At 66.7% G+C, this 19,998-nt stretch carries 17 protein-coding genes; 9 read left to right on the top strand and 8 right to left on the bottom strand.

Translation table 11 applies throughout. The features are described from left to right. Positions 1-5: 5 nt before the first annotated feature. Positions 6-692 (bottom strand): Crp/Fnr family transcriptional regulator, encoded by a 687-nt coding sequence (locus J4O73_RS07105; RefSeq protein WP_426215898.1) that lies wholly within the window; start codon positions 690-692, stop codon positions 6-8. Positions 693-906: 214 nt separating this feature from the next. Between J4O73_RS07105 and J4O73_RS07100 the strand changes: the two genes are divergently transcribed. From J4O73_RS07100 to J4O73_RS07085, 4 genes are all read left to right on the top strand, one after another. Next, entirely contained in the window at positions 907-1,812 is a 906-nt protein-coding gene (locus J4O73_RS07100) for a UDP-3-O-acyl-N-acetylglucosamine deacetylase (protein WP_426215896.1), read from the top strand. A 58-nt stretch (positions 1,813-1,870) separates the two neighbouring features. Then, positions 1,871-3,742: an ABC-F family ATP-binding cassette domain-containing protein gene (locus tag J4O73_RS07095; protein WP_426215894.1), complete on the top strand. Its 1,872-nt coding sequence runs from the start codon at positions 1,871-1,873 to the stop codon at positions 3,740-3,742. 58 nt (positions 3,743-3,800) lie between these two features. After that, positions 3,801-4,898: a WcbI family polysaccharide biosynthesis putative acetyltransferase gene (locus J4O73_RS07090; protein WP_426215892.1), complete on the top strand. Its 1,098-nt coding sequence runs from the start codon at positions 3,801-3,803 to the stop codon at positions 4,896-4,898. A gap of 72 nt (positions 4,899-4,970) precedes the next feature. After that, positions 4,971-5,981, top strand: a complete 1,011-nt coding sequence (locus J4O73_RS07085) for an alpha/beta fold hydrolase (RefSeq protein WP_426215890.1) — start codon at positions 4,971-4,973, stop codon at positions 5,979-5,981. Between the two features lie 31 nt (positions 5,982-6,012). On the opposite strand, the gene J4O73_RS07080 is transcribed toward J4O73_RS07085, so the two are convergent. Both J4O73_RS07080 and J4O73_RS07075 read right to left on the bottom strand, forming a co-directional pair. Beyond that, positions 6,013-6,780, bottom strand: coding sequence for an SDR family oxidoreductase (locus J4O73_RS07080; protein ID WP_426215889.1), 768 nt, complete (start codon positions 6,778-6,780; stop codon positions 6,013-6,015). A gap of 29 nt (positions 6,781-6,809) precedes the next feature. Beyond that, positions 6,810-7,520, bottom strand: coding sequence for a GntR family transcriptional regulator (locus J4O73_RS07075; RefSeq protein ID WP_426215887.1), 711 nt, complete (start codon positions 7,518-7,520; stop codon positions 6,810-6,812). 119 nt (positions 7,521-7,639) lie between these two features. On the opposite strand from J4O73_RS07075, the gene J4O73_RS07070 reads away from it, so the two are divergent. From J4O73_RS07070 to J4O73_RS07050, 5 genes are read left to right on the top strand one after another with little or no spacing between them, the layout of a single operon-like run. Then, positions 7,640-8,896 carry an ABC transporter substrate-binding protein gene (locus tag J4O73_RS07070; RefSeq protein ID WP_426215885.1) on the top strand — a complete coding sequence of 419 codons (1,257 nt, stop codon included), beginning with the start codon at positions 7,640-7,642 and terminating at the stop codon, positions 8,894-8,896. A 9-nt stretch (positions 8,897-8,905) separates the two neighbouring features. After that, positions 8,906-9,781 (top strand): branched-chain amino acid ABC transporter permease, encoded by an 876-nt coding sequence (locus J4O73_RS07065; protein ID WP_426215883.1) that lies wholly within the window; start codon positions 8,906-8,908, stop codon positions 9,779-9,781. An 8-nt stretch (positions 9,782-9,789) separates the two neighbouring features. Then, entirely contained in the window at positions 9,790-12,348 is a 2,559-nt protein-coding gene (locus J4O73_RS07060) for an ATP-binding cassette domain-containing protein (protein ID WP_426215882.1), read from the top strand. Beyond that, a complete protein-coding gene (locus J4O73_RS07055) occupies positions 12,345-13,268 on the top strand; it encodes a 3-hydroxyacyl-CoA dehydrogenase (RefSeq protein ID WP_426215880.1) in 924 nt (307 codons plus the stop codon). The genes J4O73_RS07060 and J4O73_RS07055 overlap by 4 nt, the downstream gene beginning before the upstream one ends. A gap of 2 nt (positions 13,269-13,270) precedes the next feature. Next, positions 13,271-14,200 carry a 3-keto-5-aminohexanoate cleavage protein gene (locus tag J4O73_RS07050; protein ID WP_426215879.1) on the top strand — a complete coding sequence of 310 codons (930 nt, stop codon included), beginning with the start codon at positions 13,271-13,273 and terminating at the stop codon, positions 14,198-14,200. 21 nt (positions 14,201-14,221) lie between these two features. Here the strand turns inward: J4O73_RS07050 and J4O73_RS07045 are convergent, their stop codons facing one another. Genes J4O73_RS07045 through J4O73_RS07025 form a run of 5 tightly spaced genes read right to left on the bottom strand, consistent with a single transcriptional unit; the run spans position 14,222 to position 19,775 of the window. Then, complete coding sequence (locus J4O73_RS07045) at positions 14,222-14,533, bottom strand: DUF167 domain-containing protein (RefSeq protein WP_426215877.1); 312 nt, start codon at positions 14,531-14,533, stop codon at positions 14,222-14,224. 4 nt (positions 14,534-14,537) lie between these two features. After that, the gene (locus tag J4O73_RS07040; RefSeq protein WP_426215875.1) at positions 14,538-15,908 is read right to left on the bottom strand and encodes an FAD-binding oxidoreductase; all 1,371 of its coding nucleotides are present in this window, start codon (positions 15,906-15,908) and stop codon (positions 14,538-14,540) included. Between the two features lie 33 nt (positions 15,909-15,941). Further along, complete coding sequence (locus tag J4O73_RS07035) at positions 15,942-17,135, bottom strand: fumarylacetoacetate hydrolase family protein (RefSeq protein WP_426215873.1); 1,194 nt, start codon at positions 17,133-17,135, stop codon at positions 15,942-15,944. A gap of 4 nt (positions 17,136-17,139) precedes the next feature. Next, positions 17,140-18,759: an acyl-CoA synthetase gene (locus tag J4O73_RS07030; RefSeq protein WP_426215871.1), complete on the bottom strand. Its 1,620-nt coding sequence runs from the start codon at positions 18,757-18,759 to the stop codon at positions 17,140-17,142. Then, positions 18,759-19,775 carry a TRAP transporter substrate-binding protein gene (locus J4O73_RS07025; protein ID WP_426215869.1) on the bottom strand — a complete coding sequence of 339 codons (1,017 nt, stop codon included), beginning with the start codon at positions 19,773-19,775 and terminating at the stop codon, positions 18,759-18,761. Before J4O73_RS07025 ends, J4O73_RS07030 begins: the two co-directional genes overlap by 1 nt. Positions 19,776-19,998: the final 223 nt, after the last annotated feature.

Below are 19,998 nucleotides of genomic sequence, written 5' to 3'. Positions count from 1 at the left end.
AGGCGTCAGGAATCCTCGCGCAGGGCCTCGGCGACCCGCGCCTCCAAGAGATCCGGCCGACGCAACACAAGGGCGCCGCGCGTACGGTCCACCAGGCCCTCCGCCGCCATGGCGGTGAACTCCCGCGTCACCTGCTCGCGGCGGCAGCCGATCCGCGCCGCCAGCACATGGTGATACGGCGGTGGTGTCACCACGCGCTCACCCCCGGCGCCGGAGCGGGGCACGGAAAGGCGCAGCAATTCGGCATAAAGACGGTGCCGCAGATCGAGCAGGGCATGCTCCATGAGGCGCGTGTTCAACTCGCGCACGCGCTTGGCGAGCAGGCGCATCAGCCGGTCGGCGATCGCCTCCGAGGCGAAGACGATCTGCTTGAACACGCTCGCCGGCACGACGCAGACCTCACCACGGGTCAGTGCGGTCACGTTGGCCGAGCGCCCGATGCCGTCGATGGCCGCGAGTTCGCCGAAGAAGGCGCCGCCCCGCATCTCACCGAGAATAACCTCCTTGCCGGACTGCGTCCGGTTCAGGATCCGCACTTCACCGGAGGCGATGAAATAGACGTCGGTGGAAATGTCGTCGAAGTCGACGAGCGTCTCATTCTCATCGAACCGGCGCCAATGGCAGCGATTCTCGAAGGTCGCGAGCTCGATGCCCGCATCCTTGAAGAACGGAATAGTCCCCAGGCGCGCCATTAACGAAGTACCTCGCCGTCCCCCAAGCCCCTACGGCTTCCGGCCGGCGACCCCCGGGATAGAAACCGCCCGAACGCTCGCAATGCGAGAGCCGCCGGGTGCGCCGGGATGGTGGCCGGGGCGTCGCGCAGGGTCAAGCCACCACGACACTGTGATTCCCCCTTTGGCGTGGATCGCGGCATATGGATTCACTTGCCTATCCTTCTAAACCTCCATGCCGTCCCTCTCCCAACTCATCGCGCCGACGCGACACGCGACGGCGTATCGGCACCAAGCCACGCTGACGCATGCCTTCGAGCGATCGGGACGAGGGCTGCATACAGGCCGTAGGGGGCGTGTGCGGATTTCGCCTGCCCTGCCCGGACACGGCATCGTCTTCCGCCGTTGGATGCCGGATGGTCGCTTCAACGACATCCCGGCCCGGTGGGATCTGCAGGTGAAGCAGCCCGCCTGCACGGCGTTAGGGAAGGATGGCGTTCTCATCCGCACCGTAGAGCATCTGCTGGCCGCGCTCTCGGCCCTGCGGATCGACAACGCGCTCATCGAGACCGATGCCGAGGAACTGCCGATCTTCGATGGGAGCGCCGTTCCCTGGTGCCAGGGGATCGCCGGGGTGGGCCGTATCGAGCAGGGCGAACCGGTGCGCTGCCTGCGCGTACTGCGACGGGTCAGCGTGGCGGACCGCCATCGCAGCTTGTCGATCGAGCCGGCCGAGAATTTCGCGGTCTCGGCGCATATCGAGTTGTGCCATCTCGGCGCCTTCGACTGGGCTGGACCGATCCTGCCCGAGACGTTTCCCGGGGACATCGCTCCCGCCCGCTCGTTCGGCCGATTCATCCGGGTGATGGCGGGGCGGTGCTACGGTTTCGTCACTCGTAAGCCCTTGCTTCAGGGCTGTGGCCCCCGTTCAGCCGCCCTGCTGTTCCGGAACCGGGTCATCGGCGGCCTGCGCATGCCGGACGAGACGGTTCGCCACCGGGTACTCGACATCGTCGGAGACTTTGCGCTGATCGGACATCCGATCGAGGGGCGCATCGTCGCCACGCACACCTGCCACGACCTGAATCACGCTCTCATCGCAGCGCTGATGCATGATCGAACCGCGTGGGAGCTGGTCTGACGTAGCAGGGCGACGGAGCACCCTTGCCTCGCGGGCTATCCGCGATCAAAACGCCGCGATGCTTCGCGTCAACGACCTGACCTACCGCATCGGCGACCGCCTGATTCTCGACGGCGCGAGCTTCACCATTCCCGAAGGTGCTCATGTTGGGCTCGTCGGACGCAACGGCGCGGGCAAAACGACCCTGTTCCGGGCGATCCTGGGCGACCTTCCGGTCGATGCGAAGGCGATCTCCCTTCCCAAGGGCATGAGGGTGGGCGCGGTGGCGCAGGAAGCTCCGGCTGGGCCTGAAACGCTTCATGCGGTCGTGCTTGCCGCCGACACCGAGCGCGCGAAGCTGATGGCGGAAGCCGAAGACGCCGACGGCATTCGGCGGGCGGAGATCGAGACGCGGCTCGTCGATATCGGCGCACATTCGGCGCCTGCGCGGGCGGCCGCGATCCTGCATGGTCTCGGCTTCGACGCGGCGGCCCAGGCGCGGCCTTGCTCGGACTTCTCCGGCGGCTGGCGGATGCGCGTCGCGCTGGCGGCGGTTCTGTTCTCCGAGCCCGACCTGCTGCTTCTGGACGAGCCGACCAACTACCTCGACATCGAGGGGACGCTCTGGCTCTACGATTATCTCGAGCGCTACCCCCGCACGGCGATCATCATCAGCCACGACCGGGATCTGCTCGACACGAGCGTTGATCACATCCTGCATCTCGACCGGGGCAAGCTCTCGATCTACCGGGGCGGCTACACGAGTTTCGCCCGTCAGCTTTCCGAGAAGCGCGTGCTTCAGGCCAAGGCGAAGGCCAAGCAGGATGTCGAGCGGGCGCATCTCCAGAGCTTCATCGACCGGTTCAAGGCCAAGGCGACGAAGGCGCGGCAAGCCCAATCGCGCATGAAGCGGCTGGCCAAGATGGAGCCCATCGCAGCGCTGCTCGAAGACGACGTGCCGGTGATCCATCTGCCGAGCCCGGAGAAGCCGCTCTCCCCGCCAATCGTCGCGATGGACCGGGTGAAGGCGGGCTATGGCGATCGGGTGGTGCTGAACGGTCTCAACCTCAGCCTCGCGCCCGATGATCGGGTCGCGCTGCTCGGTGCCAACGGCAACGGCAAGTCGACCTTTTGCAAGCTGATCGGCGGTCGCCTCCCACCACTCGCCGGGGAGATGAAGCGCTCGTCCAAGATGGATGTCGCCTACTTCGCCCAGCACCAGCTCGATGAGTTGCGCCCCGCCGAGAGCGCCTATGCCCATGTCCGCACGATGATGCCTGACGTGCCGGAGGCCAAGGTGCGATCGGCGACCGCGCGCCTCGGCTTCGGCGCAGCCAAGGCCGACACGCCGGTCGAGAAGCTCTCCGGCGGCGAGAAAGCGCGCTTGCTCATGGGGCTTGCAGCGTTTCACGGGCCGCACCTGCTCATTCTCGACGAGCCGACCAACCACCTCGACATCGAAAGCCGTCAGGCGCTCGTTGAGGCGATCAACGATTACGAGGGCGCCGTCATCCTCGTGAGCCACGACCGTTTCCTGATCGAAGCCTGTGCCGACAGGCTCTGGCTCGTCTCGGATGGGACGGTGAAGACCTTCGACGGCGACATGGACGATTACCGCCGCCTCGTCCTGGCCGGGCCGGAGCGCGAGGGTGAACGCCCGACCGAGGCTGCAGGGGGCCAGAAGGCGGAGGCCCGCCGGGCCGGGGTCGAGCGTCGCGCGGCCCTCGCACCCCTCCGCAAGAAGCTCGAGGGGGTCGAGGCGCGCATGGCCAAGCTCTCGGCGGCGATCCAGAAGATCGATGCCGCGCTGGAAGACGGCACTGCCTTCCGCGAAAATGCTGCCAAGGCAGGTGAGATCGCCAAGATGCGAGCCGATGCAGCGAGCGCGCTCGCCGCGGCCGAGGAGGAATGGCTCGAACTGTCCGGCGAGATCGAGATGGCGCTCGCCTGAAACAGGCAGTCACCGGGTCGCGTTTGCCCACTCTATAGACCCGTGGCACAGAAGCGTGATGTCCGGCCTCGATCTTATTCGGCGCGCTCAATACTGGATTTCGCAGGTTGGCCAGCCGCGCGGGGCGGGCTCTCCGCGCCTACTCGTAATTGGCGTCTGCCAAGCGGGCAGCGTGGCGAAGGCGATACGCTACTTGCTGCCCGAGGCGCAGGTCGATTTCCTGTCGGTCTTCACCCTCGGGCGACGTTATCGCCGCCTTGCGGACCTGATCGCGAAGGCCGAGGGCTACGATGCGGTCTTCACCAGCATCTACCTTCCACCCTTCGTGGATTCCGGCACGATCCTCGACTTCCGGGCGCGGCCGAACGTGCACGTGATCCCCACCGTCGCCTTCGCGGCTTATCATCCCGACGTAGTGTCCATCGGCACCCAGGACCATGCGACCCTGCGCGGCCTCGTCTCCGGCCCAATGGGGCACTCCCATTCGGCGGTGACGCTCTACGCCTATCTCGCCGGCTTTTCCGAGGCCCAGGCTCTGCGCCTCTTCAGCGAGTCGGTCTTCGAACGGCTCGGCTATTACGAGTTCTGGAACGAGTCGGTCGCGAGCCTTTGCAGGATCGGAGCGGAGGCTGGATTCGATCTCGCTCCCTCCATCAACCGGTGGTCGCGACGGGGGTGCTTCATGCATTCCACCAACCACCCGAAGCTTTTCGTGATGAGCGACATCGCCAAGGGTTTGCTCGACACGGCGGGACTATCCTTCGAACCGTGTGATCTCGACGCCTTCTTACCCGACGACCTCGGCGGCATGGGGAGTTGGCCGGTCTACCCGGAGATCGCCGCGCATTACGGCGTGCCGGGCAGCGCCCTGTTCTTCAAGGCCGAGACGCCTCGCTCCGGCCCGGCGCGGACCATGAGCCGTTCCGCCTATGTCGCGGCGGCATACGCCTATTATCGCAGGCGGTCGCGGGACAGTCTCGTCAGCACACGTGTCGAGGCGTGGCGCGCCGATCCGGCGACGGTCAGCTTCCTTCGCGCAGCAGCCGGTCAGGCCGCGAATGCCCTTCCCATGACCGCGCACCGGCCGAGCGTCCTGAACAGTCTCAGCGTCGCAATCGGCCGCATGCGCCTTGGTCGGCCCGGCTTACGAATGTAAGTTGCGGCAAACAGGCACCACCGGCCCACGTCCGCGTTGACGAGCCGCTGCATTCAACCCTCAACCGCTCCTATGCATTCGATCGCTCGCCCGACCGGGCGCACCGCCCTCGCTCTAGCCGCTACGATCGGCGCCCTCGGCCTCGCCCGTAAATTCGCGCGCGATGCCCACGTGCCCCTGGCCGCCGCCCTGCCCGGCACGCGCGAGACCGTCGCGACAGCGCAGACCGGGACGGTTTCGTATTATGCGTCTCCCGAGGGGAGCGGGCGCCCCTTGCTGCTGATCCACTCGATCAACGCGGCCGGGAGCGCCTACGAGACACGACCGCTCTACCTGCATTATCGCGAGAGCCGTCCGGTCTACGCCCTCGACCTTCCCGGCTTCGGTTTTTCCGAGCGCAGCCGCCGCCGTTACACGCCACGCCTGATGGCGGACGCGATTCACGCCGTCGTGGCATCGATCCGCGCCCGGCACGGCGGTGAAGCGGTCGATGCCATGGCGATCTCGCTGTCGTGTTCGTATCTTGCGCGGGCCTGCCTCGCGCGACCGGCGGATTATGCCACGCTCGGCCTCATCAGCCCCACAGGCTTCGACGCGCGTCTGTCCGGCGAGGGACCGGTCGACGGGCATCGTGGACGCGATCTGGTCCGCTCGCTTCTCGATCGGCGGCTCCTCGGCCCTGCCCTGTTCGGCGCGCTCGCGAGCCGGGTCAGCATCCGGTTCTTTCTGGAGAAGACCTTCGGCGCCACGAAGATCGATGAGGGTCTGCTCGATTACGCCTATGCCACGGCGCACCAGCCGGGCGCCGAGCACGCGCCCTATTGCTTCATCGCCGGGCACCTGTTCCCGACCGATTCCACGCTGCTCTACGACCGCCTGCGACTGCCGGTGTGGATGATCCACGGCCAGCGCGGTGACTTCGTGGACTACCGCCTCGCTCCGCGCTTCGCGGATCGTCGCAACTGGCGCATCGACACGGTGCCGACCGGCGCACTGCCGCAATTCGAGCGGCTGCGAGCCGTGACGGATTTCTACGACGGCTTCCTCGCCGCGATCCGGCCTGCAGCCGCTGACCGACGGTGAGGCGCTCGCGCAGCCGCACCATCTCGTCAGGTCAGGAGAGCATCCGCGTATCCCCGTCGATGGAGATGGCTTGCCCCGAGATCGTACGTCCGCGATTCGAGGACAGGAACAGGATCTGGTCCGCTAGCTGACCGGCGGTGACGTACTCCTTCATCGACACGAAGGAAAAGGCTCGCGCCTCCATATCGGCGAAGCTGGTGCCCTGCTGCTGTGCTTTCGCCTCCAACACCCGTCGCTGCCTGTCCCCCGCCACGAGACCGGGAAGGATTGCGTTGACGCGGATCCCGGCCTCGCCCAACTCGATGGCCAGCGACTTCGTGAAGCCGATCACCCCCCATTTCGCCGCCGCATAGGGGCTGCGTAGGGCGAAGCCGAACTTCCCCGCTGCCGAGGACAGGTTGACGATCGAGGCGTTGTCGCTGGCCCGAAGGTAGGGCACGGCCAGCCGCGCGCAGTTGAACTGGCTCGTCAGACACACGGTCAGACAACGGTCCCATTCCTCGGGCGCGATGTCTTCGACGCGCCCGGTCGGCCCGGCGATCCCGGCATTGTTGACCAGCACGTCGAGCCCCCCGAGATCGGCTACCGCTGCCTCCATCATCGCTGCGACCTGATCACGCTCGCCGACATCGGTAAGGCTGCGCCCGACCCCCGGCGGCAGGCTTTCGAGGGATGCCCCATCGACGTCGCAGGTGAAGACCCGCGCCCCCTCTCCGAGGAAGGCATCGACGATGGCCCGCCCAATGCCGTTGGCACCCGCCGTGACCAGCACGCGCAATCCGTTGATGCCGAGATCCATGGCCATCCTCCCGTTGTCGATGATTGGAATCAGGACGCGAGCCTGACGACGAGGCCACCGCGTGACAGGATGAACTCGGCTGCATCGCCGATATCCGCCGCGATGGCCACCGACGCGGCCGTTCCATCCCGGGCCTCGATGGCAGCCACGGCCTCAGCATGGCGGCGCACGGCGAAGCCTTGCTGCAACCGCTCCGGATGGGCCCGGAGATCGAGATTCAACACCGGCCCGGCTTTCAGCCAGAGTCTTGCGATGATCTCCCGGAGCGGTTCGAGGCCGCACGCGGCATAGATCGCGAAATGCAGGTCGCGGTTGAGTGCCACCGCCCGGGCGCCATCCGGTTGCGGGCTGCTGGCGAGTGAGCGGAACGCGGCCTCAGCCCGGCATATCGCTGCCAAATCCGCCTGACTGCGCCGCTCGGCGGCCCTCGCCGCGGCAAGACCCTCAACCGCCATCCGCGTCTCGGCCAATGCGCGAAAGGCTTCGGCGCCCAGCACAGGGACGCGAAGGGCACGATTCGGGGCGACTTCGAGAGCCCCATCCGAGGCGAGGCGGCTCACTGCTTCCCGCACCGGCATGACCGACACGCCGAGCGCCGCCGCCGTCTGGCGGAGGGACAGGCGGTCCCCCGGTGCAAGACGGCCCGACGCGAGCAGATCGGACAGGGCGTCATAGGCGGTATCCGCCAGGGTCCGACGCTCGATCTGCGGAAGCTCTGCAAGGGCGGGGGATGAACTCATATGCCGACACTAGACGAAAGCTGCACTATCGCGCTAGTGATGTGTGATCACAGTTCGGGCAGGCCGCAGAGCCTCACAAACGACCCGGCTGGAGGAAACGTCTGGGGAGGCCGCGCGCCATGAGCCAGTCCATCGATACGATCTCGCGCCGTACGTTGCTCCGGGCCGGCGGTGCCGCCCTGCTGACACCGGCACTCGCTGCGCCCGCCCTTTCGCAAGGGCAGGCGGATGTGATCCGCATTGGCCATTTGACGCCGCGCACCGGATTCCTCGGGCCGCTCGGCGAATATGCCGTGCAAGCGGCTCAACTGGCCGTGGAAGAAATCAACGCGGCGGGCGGCATCAACGGCCGCAAAGTCGAGCTTCTGACCGAGGACAGCGTGAACCCTCAGACGGCCTCAGCCAAGGCCGAGCGCATGGTGCAGAGGGACAAGGTCGCCTGCCTGATCGGCGAGATCAATTCGGCTTCGGCGCTTGCGATCTCACAGGTCGCGCAGCGGGAGAAGACGCTGTTCATCAACACTGGCGCCAACTCGGATGCCCTGCGCGGCTCCGATTGCAAGCGCTTCATGTTCCACGTCGAATCGCAGAACACGATGATGGTGCGTGCCGCGGGCCGCGCTCTCCTCGACAAGGGTCTCATCAAGGACAAGAAGATCTACACCCTGACGGCGGATTACGCCTTCGGCCACGATCTTCTGAAGCAGGCCAAGAAGTTCTTCGCCGCCAATGGTGGGACCATCACCGGCGAGGATCTGATTCCGACCGAACTCACCGATTTCTCCCCCTTCCTGCTCAAGATCCGCCAAGCTCGTCCCGATGCGGTGATCTGCAACCTCGCAGGCGCGCAAATCACCAACTTCCTGAAGCAATACAGCGAGTTCGGCCTGCCCTTCCCCGTCGCCGGATTCGGATTCGATCTGGCTCTCGCCTGGGGTGCGGGACAGGGCAACTTCCTCGGCACATGGCCGGTGGTGTGGCACCATATGGTGGATTCGCCCTCGGCACAGAAGTTCGTCGCAGCTTTCAAGGCGAAGTATAAGCGCCCGCCCGAGAACCAGGGCTGGAGCGACTACACTTCGACCAAGATCGTCGCTCAGGCGATGAACGCGACGAAATCGATCGATTCCATGAAGATCGTGGAATATCTGGAGAGCGGCGCGAAGTTCGACATCCACAAGACCCGGGAAGGCTACTTCCGGCCGTGGGACCACGAACTGATGCAGGAGATGTACGCCATCACCGCCCTGCCGCCGGAGAAGGTCAAGAACCAGTACGACATCTTCACATCCACCGGCCCGCTGCCGGGGCCGGGGGAAAGTTTGGAGGTCCTTGCGACCAACAAGGAGGAGAATGCCTGCACCTTCCCGGCGTGAGGTGAGCCGATGACGCTCGTCTTCATCCTGGAGCAGGTGCTGAACGGCCTGCTGATCGGCGTGCAGTATCTGCTGATCGCCCTCGGTCTGTCGCTGATCTTCAGCCTCGGCGGCATCGTGAACCTCGCTCACGGCGCCTTCTATGCCATCGGCGCGTATCTGACGGTCGCGCTCGCGCCCGAAATCGGCTTCGGCGGGGCGCTGATCGTCTCGCCATTGGCGGTGGGGCTCTTGGGCCTCGTCATAGAACGATTTCTTCTGCGCCGGTTCTACCGGGGCGATCCGGCGCTCGGCCTGTTGCTGACTTTCGGCCTCGCCATGGTTGCAGAGCAGGCCTTGCGCATGGCCTTCGGCGCGGCTCCCCTGCCCTTCGGCATCCCGCCCTGGCTGCGCGGACAGGTGTTCATCGGTGATCTGATCTATTCGCGCTATCGCCTCGCGATCCTCGCGGTGGCCATGGTTTGCGTGCTCGGCCTCTGGCTCCTGCTGACCAAGACGAGCTTCGGCCGGGTGGTGCGCGCGGGCGTGCAGAACCCAGACATGGTGGCGGCGCTCGGCATTTCGCTGCGGCCCTACATGACCGCCGTTGTCGTCATCGCCACCGGCCTCGCCGCACTCGCTGGCACCATGATGGCGCCCGTCACCGGGGTACAGCCTGCCATGGGCGCGGAAATCCTCACCTTCGCCTTCGTGGTGGTGGTGATCGGTGGCCTCGGCTCGTTCTGGGGCGTCGTTCTGGCGGCCCTCATCGTCGGCGTGGTGCGCGGTCTCACCGCCTACGCCTATCCGCCCGCCACCGAGGCGGCGGTCTACGGTCTGATGGTGCTGGTGCTGCTGCTGAGGCCGCGCGGTCTGTTCGGCGAGCACATCGCCCGGTTCGAGTGAGGATGGCCATGTCCGGAACCGCCGAGGCCCTTCCCCTCGCCCCTCCGCAGCGTGGCGGTATCGTCCGTGAGAGCCGCCAGCTTTGGGCGGCGTTAGCCGCGCTCGTGGTCCTGCCCTTTGCCCTAGACGGCATCGGCCTCACCATGATCACCGCCACCGACGTCGTGATCTTCGCCCTCGCCGTGCTCGGCCTCAACATCCTCGTCGGCTGGACCGGCCTCGTCTCCTTCGGGCACGGGGCGTGGTTCGGCATCGGCGCCTATGCCGTGGCGATCCTTCAAACGCGGCTCATGCCGCACGACATGGCGCTGCCGCTCTTCGGTGCGGTCGCGATCACCGCAGGCTGCTCGCTGGTGGCCGGAGCGCTGATCCTTCGTCGACGCGGCGTCTACTTCTCGCTGCTCACCCTGGCCCTCACCGCGATGCTCTACGCCATCGCTTTTCGCTGGACCGACCTGACCGGCGGTGAGAACGGCATCGGCGGCGTGCAGCGCTGGGCGATCCTCGACACACCCGCCGCCCTCTACACCGCCACAGCCTGCATCGCGGCCCTGGTCCTGTTCGGCCTGTGGCGCTTCCGGCGGTCTCCCATGGGGACGGTTCTGGTGGCGATCCGCGAGAACGAGCAGCGCGCCGGATTTCTCGGCTACCCGACCAATCGCTACAAGCTCGCGGCCTTCGTCCTGTCCGCGACCATCACGGGGCTCGCCGGGGCGCTGTCGGCCTACAATCACCGCTTCGCTTCCGCCGACCCGATCTCCATCGCCTTCTCCGGCGAATTGCTCGCGATGGTTGTGATCGGCGGAATGCGCTCGTTCCTTGGGCCCGCAATCGGCGCGCTGTTCTTCATCCTCTTCCGTGAGTTCCTGTCGATCTACACGGGCGACTGGCTCCTCTACTTCGGCCTGCTCTTCGTCGCCTTCATCGTGCTCTCGCCGGACGGGCTCGTGGGCATCGGCACGCGACTGCTGAAGCCGTTCCGAAAGGTGCCGACCGAAGGCGCCGCCATGGCTGCGCGCCGGGCCGGGGCGAGCGGGCGGGTGCCGCCACGCTTCATCGCCGAGGGCAAGGGGAACGGGCCGGTCCTCGTCGCGGACGGCATTGCCAAGAGCTTTGGTGCCGTCGCAGCTGTCCGGGGCGTCTCCTTCGCTGTGGCGGACCGGACGCTCCATGCGCTGATCGGTCCGAACGGCGCGGGCAAGACCTCCGCGTTCAACCTGCTCTCTGGTCTCTACCGCCCGGATGCAGGGCGCATCACCCTCGATGGGCGCGATGTGGGCGGGTTGGAGCCTTACGCCATCACGAGGGCGGGTATCGGCCGCTCCTTCCAGATCACCAACCTGTTTCCGGGATTGTCGGTGCAGGAGAACGTGCGCCTCGCCGTACAGGCGCGCCACCCGGCGCATTTCAGCCCTTGGCGTGATGCGCTCCGCATCCGTGAGGTGGCCGACGATACCGAGGAGTTGCTGCGCTGGACCGGCCTCGCCGGCATCGAGCGGGCCGAGGCGGGAAGCCTGTCCTACGGCGGTCAGCGCCTGCTCGACATGGGCCTCGCCCTGGCGACCCGGCCCCGCGTCCTGCTCCTCGATGAACCGCTGGCGGGCCTTGCCGCTGCCGAGCGGGAGCGGGTGGGCGATCTGATCAAGGCTCTCTCCGCCGACATCCCCGTGCTCCTCGTGGAGCACGACATCGACCGGGTATTCCGCCTCGCCGATCGCGTGACGGTGATGGCGGACGGGGCAGTGCTGGTGGACGGCACCGTGGCAGATGCCCGCGACGACGAGAAGGTGCAGGCGGTCTATCTCGGCTCCGGCACGGCGGCCATTGCGGCCAAGCCCCGCGCCAGCGCGGCCGCGAAGGACGATCTGCTGGTTATGGAGGGCGTGAATACCTTCTACGGTAAGTCGCACATTCTCAACGGCGTGAACCTCACTGTCCGCCGTGGCGAGGTCGTGGCCCTGCTCGGACGCAACGGCGCCGGAAAGTCGACTCTGCTCAAGACGTTGATCGGCATCGCGCCTCCCGCCTCGGGCCGGATCGTCCTGGGCGGGAAAGAGATTGCCGGTCTTTCACCGGATCGGATCTCCCGGGCGGGCATCGGCTACGTGCCCCAGGGGCGCGCGCTATTCGCGGGCATGAGCGTCGCCGAGAATCTGGGGCTCGGCCGCCTGAAACGTCTTACAGGTGCGGGTATCCACTGGGATGAGGAACGGGTGCTCGAATTTTTCCCGCGACTCAAGCAGCGCTGGAATGTCGATGCGGCCCGCCTCTCCGGCGGCGAGCAGCAGATGGTGGCCGTGGCCCGCGCCCTCTCCGGCGACACGCGCCTGCTGCTTCTGGATGAGCCGTTCGAGGGCCTGTCGCCCGCCGTCACCGAGGAATTGTTCGAGGCGTTCGACCGGCTGCGGCGAGAACTCTCGATCATCATTGTCGATCATCACCTCGATCTCGCGCTGGCCCTGTCGGACCGCACCGTCGCCCTGGAGCGCGGCGCCGTGCAGTGGAGCGGCGAGTCGCGGTCGCTGCGCGAGGATCAGGATCTGAGGCGGAAGGTGTTGTGGCTGTGAACGAGACCGTCGCCATCGTCGGATCAGGCCTGATCGGCCGGGCCTGGGCCATGATCTTCGCCCGTGCGGGCTGGGACGTGCGCCTGTTCGACACGGCCGAGGGCGTCGCCGCAGCCGCAGTGCCGCTCTGCGCGGACGGCTTGCGAACACTCGCCGCCCACGGCCTCTGCGCCGACCCGGACGGGGCGGCCGCCCGCATCCATGCCGTGGGAAGCCTCGCGGACGCTTTGCGAGGCTGCACCTTCGTGCAGGAGAACGGGCCGGAACTCGCGGAGGTGAAGCGTACTCTCTTCGCGGAAATGGATGCCCTGGCGCCCCCGGAGACGGTGATCGCCTCGTCATCCTCCGCGATCCGCTGCTCGCTCTTTACGGACGATCTGCCCGGTCGCGGTCGCTGCCTCATCGGTCATCCGGTCAATCCTCCGCACCTGATCCCGCTGGTGGAGATTTCCGGTGCGCCCTGGACCGACCCGGCAGCCCTGACCCGTGCGCGGGAGGTCTACGAGGCGATCGGGCAGGTGCCGATCATCGTGCTGAAAGAAATCGAGGGGTTCATCCTCAACCGCTTGCAGGGCGCGCTTCTCGCAGAGGCGTTCCGGCTCACCTCCGAAGGCTATGTCACGCCGCAGGATCTCGACCGTACGGTGGCGGACGGGCTCGGCCTGCGGTGGAGCTTCATGGGGCCGTTCGAGACCATCGAACTCAATGCGCCGGGCGGCATCGCCGATTATTGCGCGCGCTATACCGGCTTCTACAAGCGGCTCGCCGCCGAGCCGCCACCGCCCGCTGTCTACGAGGACGCGGCGGTGCAGACGATCCTGTCCCAGTGGACGGCGCCGGGCGATCTGCCGGCCCGCATGAGGCGGCGTGACGAGCGGCTGGCCGCCCTTCGCGCCCACAAGACCCAACAGAAGGATTGAGCATGGCGACTCAACGCAAGGTCATCATCACCTGTGCGGTGACGGGGGCGATCCATACGCCGAGCATGTCGCCCCACCTGCCGGTATCGCCGGAGGAGATCGCCGACGCGGCCATCGGCGCGGCGGAAGCGGGTGCGGCCATCGTCCACCTGCATGCCCGCGACCCTCAGGACGGCCGCCCGGACCAGAGCCCGGAGGCTTTCGCCAAGTTCCTGCCGGTCATCAAGCAGCGTTCGAACTGCGTCGTGAACCTCACGACCGGCGGCGCGCCGACCATGTCGATCGAAGAGCGCGTCCGCCCTGCTGCGACGTTCAAGCCAGAGGTGGCTTCGCTCAATCTCGGCTCGATGAATTTCGGCCTGTTCGGCATGCTCGATCGCTTCAAGGATCTGAAGCATCAGTGGGAGAAGGATTACCTCGGCAACAAGGACATCATCTTCCGCAACACGTTCGGGCAGATCGAGCACATCCTCACCACCTGCGGCCCGAATGGAACGCGCTTCGAGTTCGAGTGCTACGACACCGCGCATCTTTACAATCTCAAATACTTTTTCGATCGCGGTCTCGTTCAGGCCCCCCTGTTCATTCAGACGGTCTTCGGCCTTCAGGGTGGCATCGGCGCCCATCCAGATGACGTGATGCATATGAAGCGCACGGCAGACCGGCTATTCGGCGACAACTATCGCTGGTCGGTTCTGGGCGCCGGACGCAATCAGATGAACATTGCCGCGATGGCGGCGGCGATGGGCGGCAACGTCCGCGTCGGCCTGGAAGACAGCCTCTGGGACGGGCCGGGCAAGCTCGCAGAGACCAATGCCGCCCAGGTTCGCCGGGTGCGCAGCATCATCGAAGGGCTCGGGCTCTCCATCGCCACCCCCGACGAGGCACGGGAGATCCTCTCGCTCAAGGGCGGGGACAAGGTGGGCTTCTGAGCAAAGTTGCGGGGCGCTCCGTCAGCCGGGCGCCCCGAACACGCGCGCCAGATCCGCCTCGTCCGCTCCGGCTATCTCCAAACGCTTCACCCGCGCCTGGTGCCCGGCCACGATCGTCACGGCGCTCCCTGGGACTTTGAGCGTAGCGGCGATGAGCTTTTCCAGCGCCCCGTTCGCCGCCCCCTCGACGGGCGGCGCGGAGACGCGGACCTTCAGGCAAGGGGCCCCGTCCGAGTCGCGAATCCAGCCGTCGATCGCGTCCTTCCCACCGCGCGGGGTCAGCCGAACGGTCAGACGCGCGGGCTTGCGCGCCTCAACGGGTGGACGGGCCATGGAATCAGAACACCTTGCCGGGGTTCAGCCGGTTGTCGGGGTCGAGGGCGCGCTTCACCAGCCGCATCGTGGCGATTTCCTCGGGTGAACGCGAAAGCTTGAGCTTGCTCCGCTTCATCAGTCCGATCCCGTGTTCCGCCGAGACCGACCCGTTCAAGTCCGCCAAGGGCGCATAGATCGCCGCGTCGATGGCCTCGTTGCCGGCGGCGTCCAGGTCGGTCGTGTTCCAGTGCAGATTGTTGTCGCCGATATGACCGTAGACGACCGCGCGACAGCCGGGGATCGCCGCCATTCGCGCGAGCGCCTCGCGTACATAGCTATCCATCCGGTCGAGGGGCACGCTGACATCGAAGGCGCGTTCGATGCCGTCCGCATTCATGTTTTCGACCCGGTCGCGGATGCGCCACATTGCCTGCCGCTGTTCCTCGGACGAGGCGAGCGCGGCGTCGAGCACCGTGCCCTCCCCCATCAAGCGGTCGAGCAGGTCCACGAAGCGATCCGTCTCCTCCGGTACGCATTCAACTTCGATGATCGCGTAGAACGGGTAGTCGGGTCCGAGTGGCGGGGTTGCCCGACCGGGCTTGGTCATCAGCCGGTAGAAGTCGGGCCACAGCCCCTCGAAAGACGAGACACGGCCCTGGAAGGCCGATTGCGCGGCGCGCAGCAGCCGGGCACCGTCATCGACGCCGGGGCAGGCCACAAGAGCGGTCACGTAGCCGGCGGGCTCTGGCCGAAGGCGCAGCACGGCACGGGTCACGATGCCGAGCGTACCCTCGGTGCCGAGGAAGAGCTGCTTCAGGTCGAGACCGGTGTTGTTCTTGATGAGCGGGCGCATGGACGAGACGACCGTCCCGTCCGCCAGAACGGCTTCGAGGCCCAGCACCATCTCCCGCATCATGCCGTAGCGCAGGACGCGGAGGCCGCCCGCGTTGGTCGAGATCGTCCCACCCACGGTGGCCGAGCCCCGCGCACCGAGATCGAGGGGGAAGAACAGGCCCGCCGCACGGGCGGCGTCCTGGACCGCCTCCACCGTGGCACCGCTGCCCGCCACCACCGTCATCGAAAGAGGATCGACCGGTGCGATGCCCGTCATCCGTTCCGTGGACAGGGTGATCTGGTCATTCGTGCAGAGGATGCCGTCCACGAGACCCGTGGCGCCGCCGCGCGGGACGATGCTCACGCCGGCCTCGGCACAGGCCTTCACGACCTGGGCCGTCTCCTCGGTGTCGCGGGGGCGGACCAGAGCCAGCGCCGCGCAGGGCTCGGAGGGCCGTGTCCAGGCGGCGGGGCGGCTGCGGAGTTCGTCACCCATCACGAGGCCGCTCGGCCCGACGATGGCGGCGAGATGGTCGAGAATCGCGGGCGTCTGCATCATGAATCCGGCGATATCATCTGAAGCGCGGGCCTGTCACAGCAGCCCACGCTGGGCGAGGTTGCGCATCAGCGCGCCGGTGCCGAAGGTCCATGGCTCGCAGGCGTCGCAGGGGCGCATGCGGTTGACCAGCTTACCGAGTTCGGGGCTCGCGATGGTCACGCGGTCGCCATCGACATGGGTGAAGCCGAGGCCCGGCCCGAGCCGGTCCTTAACAGGCGCGAACATGGTGCCGAGCAGCAGGACGGCCCCATCCGGGTAGCGGTGGAACCGGCCCATCATCGCCTCGGCCAAATCGGCCGGATCGCGGCTGATCTCCGACAGCGGCGAAGTCCCTTCCAGCGTGAATCCTTCCGGCCCCGCCACTTCGAGACTCACGGTGGTCCGACGCACGGTGTCGAGGGAGAAGGTTGCATCGAACAGGCGCAGAAACGGCCCGAGGGTGCAGGACGCGTTGTTGTCCTTGGCCTTGCCCAGGAGCAGTGCCGAACGCCCCTCGAAATCGCGCAGGTTCACGTCGTTGGCGAGGCTCGCACCGACGATGGCTTGGCGGGACGAGACCGCGAGGGCGATTTCCGGTTCGGGGTTGTTCCACTCCGAGTCGGGGTGCAGCCCGGCATCCGCGCCGCAGCCTACTGCCGAGAGCGGCTGCGCCTTGGTGAAGATCTCCGCATCCGGCCCGATCCCGACCTCCAGATATTGGCTCCATGCGCCTTGCGCGACCAGCACGGCCTTCAGCGCAGCGGCTTCCGGCGAGCCGGGCCGGAGTTGGCGCAGGTCGTCACCGACGAGACGCTTGACCTCCGCGCGGATCGCGGTGGCGGCCAACATGTCGCCGCGCGCGCGCTCCTCGATCACCCGTTCAAGCATGGAGGTGGCGAACGTGACGCCTGCCGCCTTGATCGCCTGAAGATCGAACGGCGCGAGGAGCCACGGGCGCGCTGAGTCGCGTCCTTCCAGCGGCGTGTTGGCGAGAATGGCATCCAGCGATCCGCAATCCTCGCCCTCCGAACCCTGGAGTGCGGAAGCGGGATCCTCGCGCTCGCACAGCTCGGCGACCGTGCCATGCGTGGCGGTGATGTCGATAGCGTGCGCGGCGCCGTCCGCACCCTGCCGGATCGCGACGACGCTTGGGCCGGAGACGTCGGGCCGCCAGATCCGGCCGACCAAAGCCCCCTTGCATCCGTCTTCGGGCAAGATGTCGGCGGCGCGGAGCGTAAGCCTGTCCATGGCCTCAGCGTCCTTGTTCGAGGGGCAGGCAACCCCGCGCTTCCAATCCTTCGCGGATGGCGCGCTTGGTGATCTTGCCGTAGCCGGATTTCGGCAACTCGTCCCAGAAGAAGACGCGCTTCGGCAGCTTGTAGCGGGCGACTTCGCCCGAGAGCCACGCGAGGAGCGCCGCTTCCTCCACCGTTTCGCCCGGCCGCACCACGCAGACAGCCACGCCGACCTCCCCCCAGGTCGGGTCGGGCACGCCGAGGATCGCGACCTCAGCGATGGCCGGGTGTTTCAGGAGCTTTTCCTCAGTCTCGCGCGGATACACGTTCGATCCACCCGAGATGTACATGTCGGAAGCACGGCCGGTGATGAAGAGGAAGCCTTGCGGGTCGAGGTGCCCGAGATCGCCGGTGCGGAACCAGCCATTGCGGAAGGAATCCTCATTGGCTTTCGGGTTGTCGTAATAGCCCGCGAAGACCGCCGGGCCGCAGACACAGATCTCGCCGGTTTCCCCCGCCGGGAGTGAGCGGCCGTCAGTGGCTTGGATGTCGACCTGCATGCCCGTGCGTTCGAAGCCGCAGGTGCCGACCTTCACCTCAGGCCCGTCCTCGGCCGCATGGAGGCGTGGGGGCAGGACCGTGATGTTGCCCGTCACCTCGCCGAGCCCGAAATACTGAACAAGCACCGGGCCCAGCGCCTTCAGCGCCCGCTTCTGATCCTCCCGGTACATCGGAGCGCCGGCATAGATGACGTGGCGCAGGCTCGAATGATCGTGGCGGTCGACGGCAGGATGTTCGATCAGCAGTCTCACGATGGTCGGCACGGTGAACATGTTGGCGATGTGCCACTCCGCCACCAGCGACCACACTTCCTCCGGATCGAGCCTGTCGCCCGCCGTCAACACCGTCGTCGCCCCGGCCGCGACCTGCGCCAATTGGTGGATGCCCGCGCCGTGGGAGAGCGGCGCCACGACGAGGGAGGTGTCGCCTTCCTTCGTCCCCGGCATCAGGTCACAGAGGTGGTTGGTAATGACGAAGCCCATCTGGCCATGCGTCAGCACCGCAGCCTTCGGGCGCCCCGTCGTGCCGGAGGTGAAGAAGAACCAGCACGGATCGTCATGCTCGACATCGGCGACGGGCGCCGCCTGCCCGGCATACTCAGCGACGAGGCGATCGTAATCCTCGCCGAAGCTCTCCCCGCCGATCTCGACCACGATGTCGATGACCGGGCATTCCGCGCGGATCGCGGCGGCGTGCTCGGGAAAGACGTTGCCGCAGATCAGGGCGCGTGCGCCGCTCGCCTTGGCGAGATAGGCGACTTCGGCAGGCGTCTGGCGGTAGTTCGTCGGCACCCACACCGCCCCGAGGCGGAAGCAGACGAACATCGATTCGAAGAGCTGGTTGCCATTGCGGGACTGCACCAGCACCCGGTCGCCCTTGACCACGCCGCGCTGTGCGAGCGCGGCGGCCATGGCATCGACGCGGGCATCGAGGTCTGCCCACGTCCAGCGCCGCCCCGCTTGCACGAGGCCGAGGCCGTCGCGAAGGCGGCGGCCGTTCTTTCGCAAGGTATGGGCGAGGTTCATCACCCGCCGCGTGCAGGGGGCGACCCCTCCGCGCGGCGCGGCGGCCTCCATCAGGCCAGCTTCCCGGTGTACTTCTCGAGGATCGACCAAGCCTCGTCGCCGTAGCGGCCCTTCCACTCGTTGTAGAAGCCGGCCTTGCGGAGCTTGTCGCGGAAGGGCTCCGGATCGGGCTTGTTGAAGACGAGACCGTTTTTGGTCAGGTCGGCTTGAAGGTTCGCGTTGAGCTTGGCGACGTCCTCGCGCTCCTTCATGCCAGCCGCGTTGATATGCTTGGCCACCATCTCCCGCAGGTCCTGCGGCAGACGCTCGAAGGCGCGGCGGTTCGCCAGGAACCAGTACCCGTCCCACATATGGTTCGTGAGCGAGCAGTACTTCTGCACCTCGTAGAACTTGGTGGTCGAGATGACGGCGAGCGGGTTCTCCTGGCCTTCGACGATCTTGGTCTGAAGCGCGGAGTAGGTCTCGTTCAGGTTGATCGAGGTCGGCGCCGCGTCGAACGCCTTGAACATCGACGTCCAGAGCGGGGAGACCGGCACGCGGATCTTGAAGGACTTGAAGTCATCCGGGGTCGAGATCGGCCGCGTCGACGAGGTGGTCTGGCGATAGCCGTTATCCCAGATCTTCTCCATGGCGATGATGTTCGCCTTGGCGATCTGGCCGCGCACCCAGGCGCCGAGATCACCATCCATCGCGGCCCAGACCTTGTCGTAATCCGGGAAGGCGTAGCCGATGCCGTTGATCGAGGCGTTCGGCACTAGCGTCGAAAGGATGAGCGGCGACATCGTGAAGAACTCGACGCCCCCGTTGCGGAGCTGGCTCAGCGTGTCGGTATCCGAACCGAGTTGGCTGGTCGGGAAGATCTTCAGGTCGAATCGCCCGCCGCTCTCCGTGCGCAGAGCCTCGGCCATCTCCCGGGCGCGCACGTTCATCGGATGCGTGTCGGGCAGGTTGTTTGCGTATTTGTAGGTGAACTCGGCCTTCTGGGCGCGAGCGACATGAGGCGCGGCGACTCCGGCGAGCACCGCGGTGGAACCGGCCGACAGAATGCGGCGGCGGGTGAAGAGCATGGCGAACGCCTTCCCGATCAGGGCTTCCTGAGCCCGGCATTTCCTCGTGGCCCGCGAACTTTGCCCGCGGATTTTGTATGCGATGTCATCGATAGCGGCGGCCAAGGTGGTGTCAACGGAGAAGCGGCGCCACACGCCGAGCCCGGCCGACGTTGTCAGCGGCTTCGGATCGGGCCACGCTGAATCCGGCCTGCAAAGGGAATCGCGGCCTATTCGGAGAATG

Source organism: Methylobacterium sp. NFXW15 (assembly GCF_049887755.1).
GTDB lineage: Bacteria > Pseudomonadota > Alphaproteobacteria > Rhizobiales > Beijerinckiaceae > Methylobacterium.
The sequence above is the reverse complement of the archived record's forward strand: the minus strand, read 5'-3'. Positions and strand labels throughout refer to the sequence as shown.

Coding starts and splice junctions, on each gene's coding strand:
- J4O73_RS07035 (WP_426215873.1), bottom strand. CDS start 17,135: ATGGACAGGCTTACGCTCCGCGCCGCCGACATCTTGCCCGAAGACGGA.
- J4O73_RS07065 (WP_426215883.1), top strand. CDS start 8,906: ATGACGCTCGTCTTCATCCTGGAGCAGGTGCTGAACGGCCTGCTGATC.
- J4O73_RS07080 (WP_426215889.1), bottom strand. CDS start 6,780: ATGGATCTCGGCATCAACGGATTGCGCGTGCTGGTCACGGCGGGTGCC.
- J4O73_RS07060 (WP_426215882.1), top strand. CDS start 9,790: ATGTCCGGAACCGCCGAGGCCCTTCCCCTCGCCCCTCCGCAGCGTGGC.
- J4O73_RS07105 (WP_426215898.1), bottom strand. CDS start 692: ATGGCGCGCCTGGGGACTATTCCGTTCTTCAAGGATGCGGGCATCGAG.
- J4O73_RS07085 (WP_426215890.1), top strand. CDS start 4,971: ATGCATTCGATCGCTCGCCCGACCGGGCGCACCGCCCTCGCTCTAGCC.
- J4O73_RS07090 (WP_426215892.1), top strand. CDS start 3,801: ATGTCCGGCCTCGATCTTATTCGGCGCGCTCAATACTGGATTTCGCAG.
- J4O73_RS07095 (WP_426215894.1), top strand. CDS start 1,871: ATGCTTCGCGTCAACGACCTGACCTACCGCATCGGCGACCGCCTGATT.
- J4O73_RS07100 (WP_426215896.1), top strand. CDS start 907: ATGCCGTCCCTCTCCCAACTCATCGCGCCGACGCGACACGCGACGGCG.
- J4O73_RS07070 (WP_426215885.1), top strand. CDS start 7,640: ATGAGCCAGTCCATCGATACGATCTCGCGCCGTACGTTGCTCCGGGCC.
- J4O73_RS07030 (WP_426215871.1), bottom strand. CDS start 18,759: ATGGAGGCCGCCGCGCCGCGCGGAGGGGTCGCCCCCTGCACGCGGCGG.
- J4O73_RS07045 (WP_426215877.1), bottom strand. CDS start 14,533: ATGGCCCGTCCACCCGTTGAGGCGCGCAAGCCCGCGCGTCTGACCGTT.
- J4O73_RS07040 (WP_426215875.1), bottom strand. CDS start 15,908: ATGATGCAGACGCCCGCGATTCTCGACCATCTCGCCGCCATCGTCGGG.
- J4O73_RS07025 (WP_426215869.1), bottom strand. CDS start 19,775: ATGCTCTTCACCCGCCGCCGCATTCTGTCGGCCGGTTCCACCGCGGTG.
- J4O73_RS07075 (WP_426215887.1), bottom strand. CDS start 7,520: ATGAGTTCATCCCCCGCCCTTGCAGAGCTTCCGCAGATCGAGCGTCGG.
- J4O73_RS07050 (WP_426215879.1), top strand. CDS start 13,271: ATGGCGACTCAACGCAAGGTCATCATCACCTGTGCGGTGACGGGGGCG.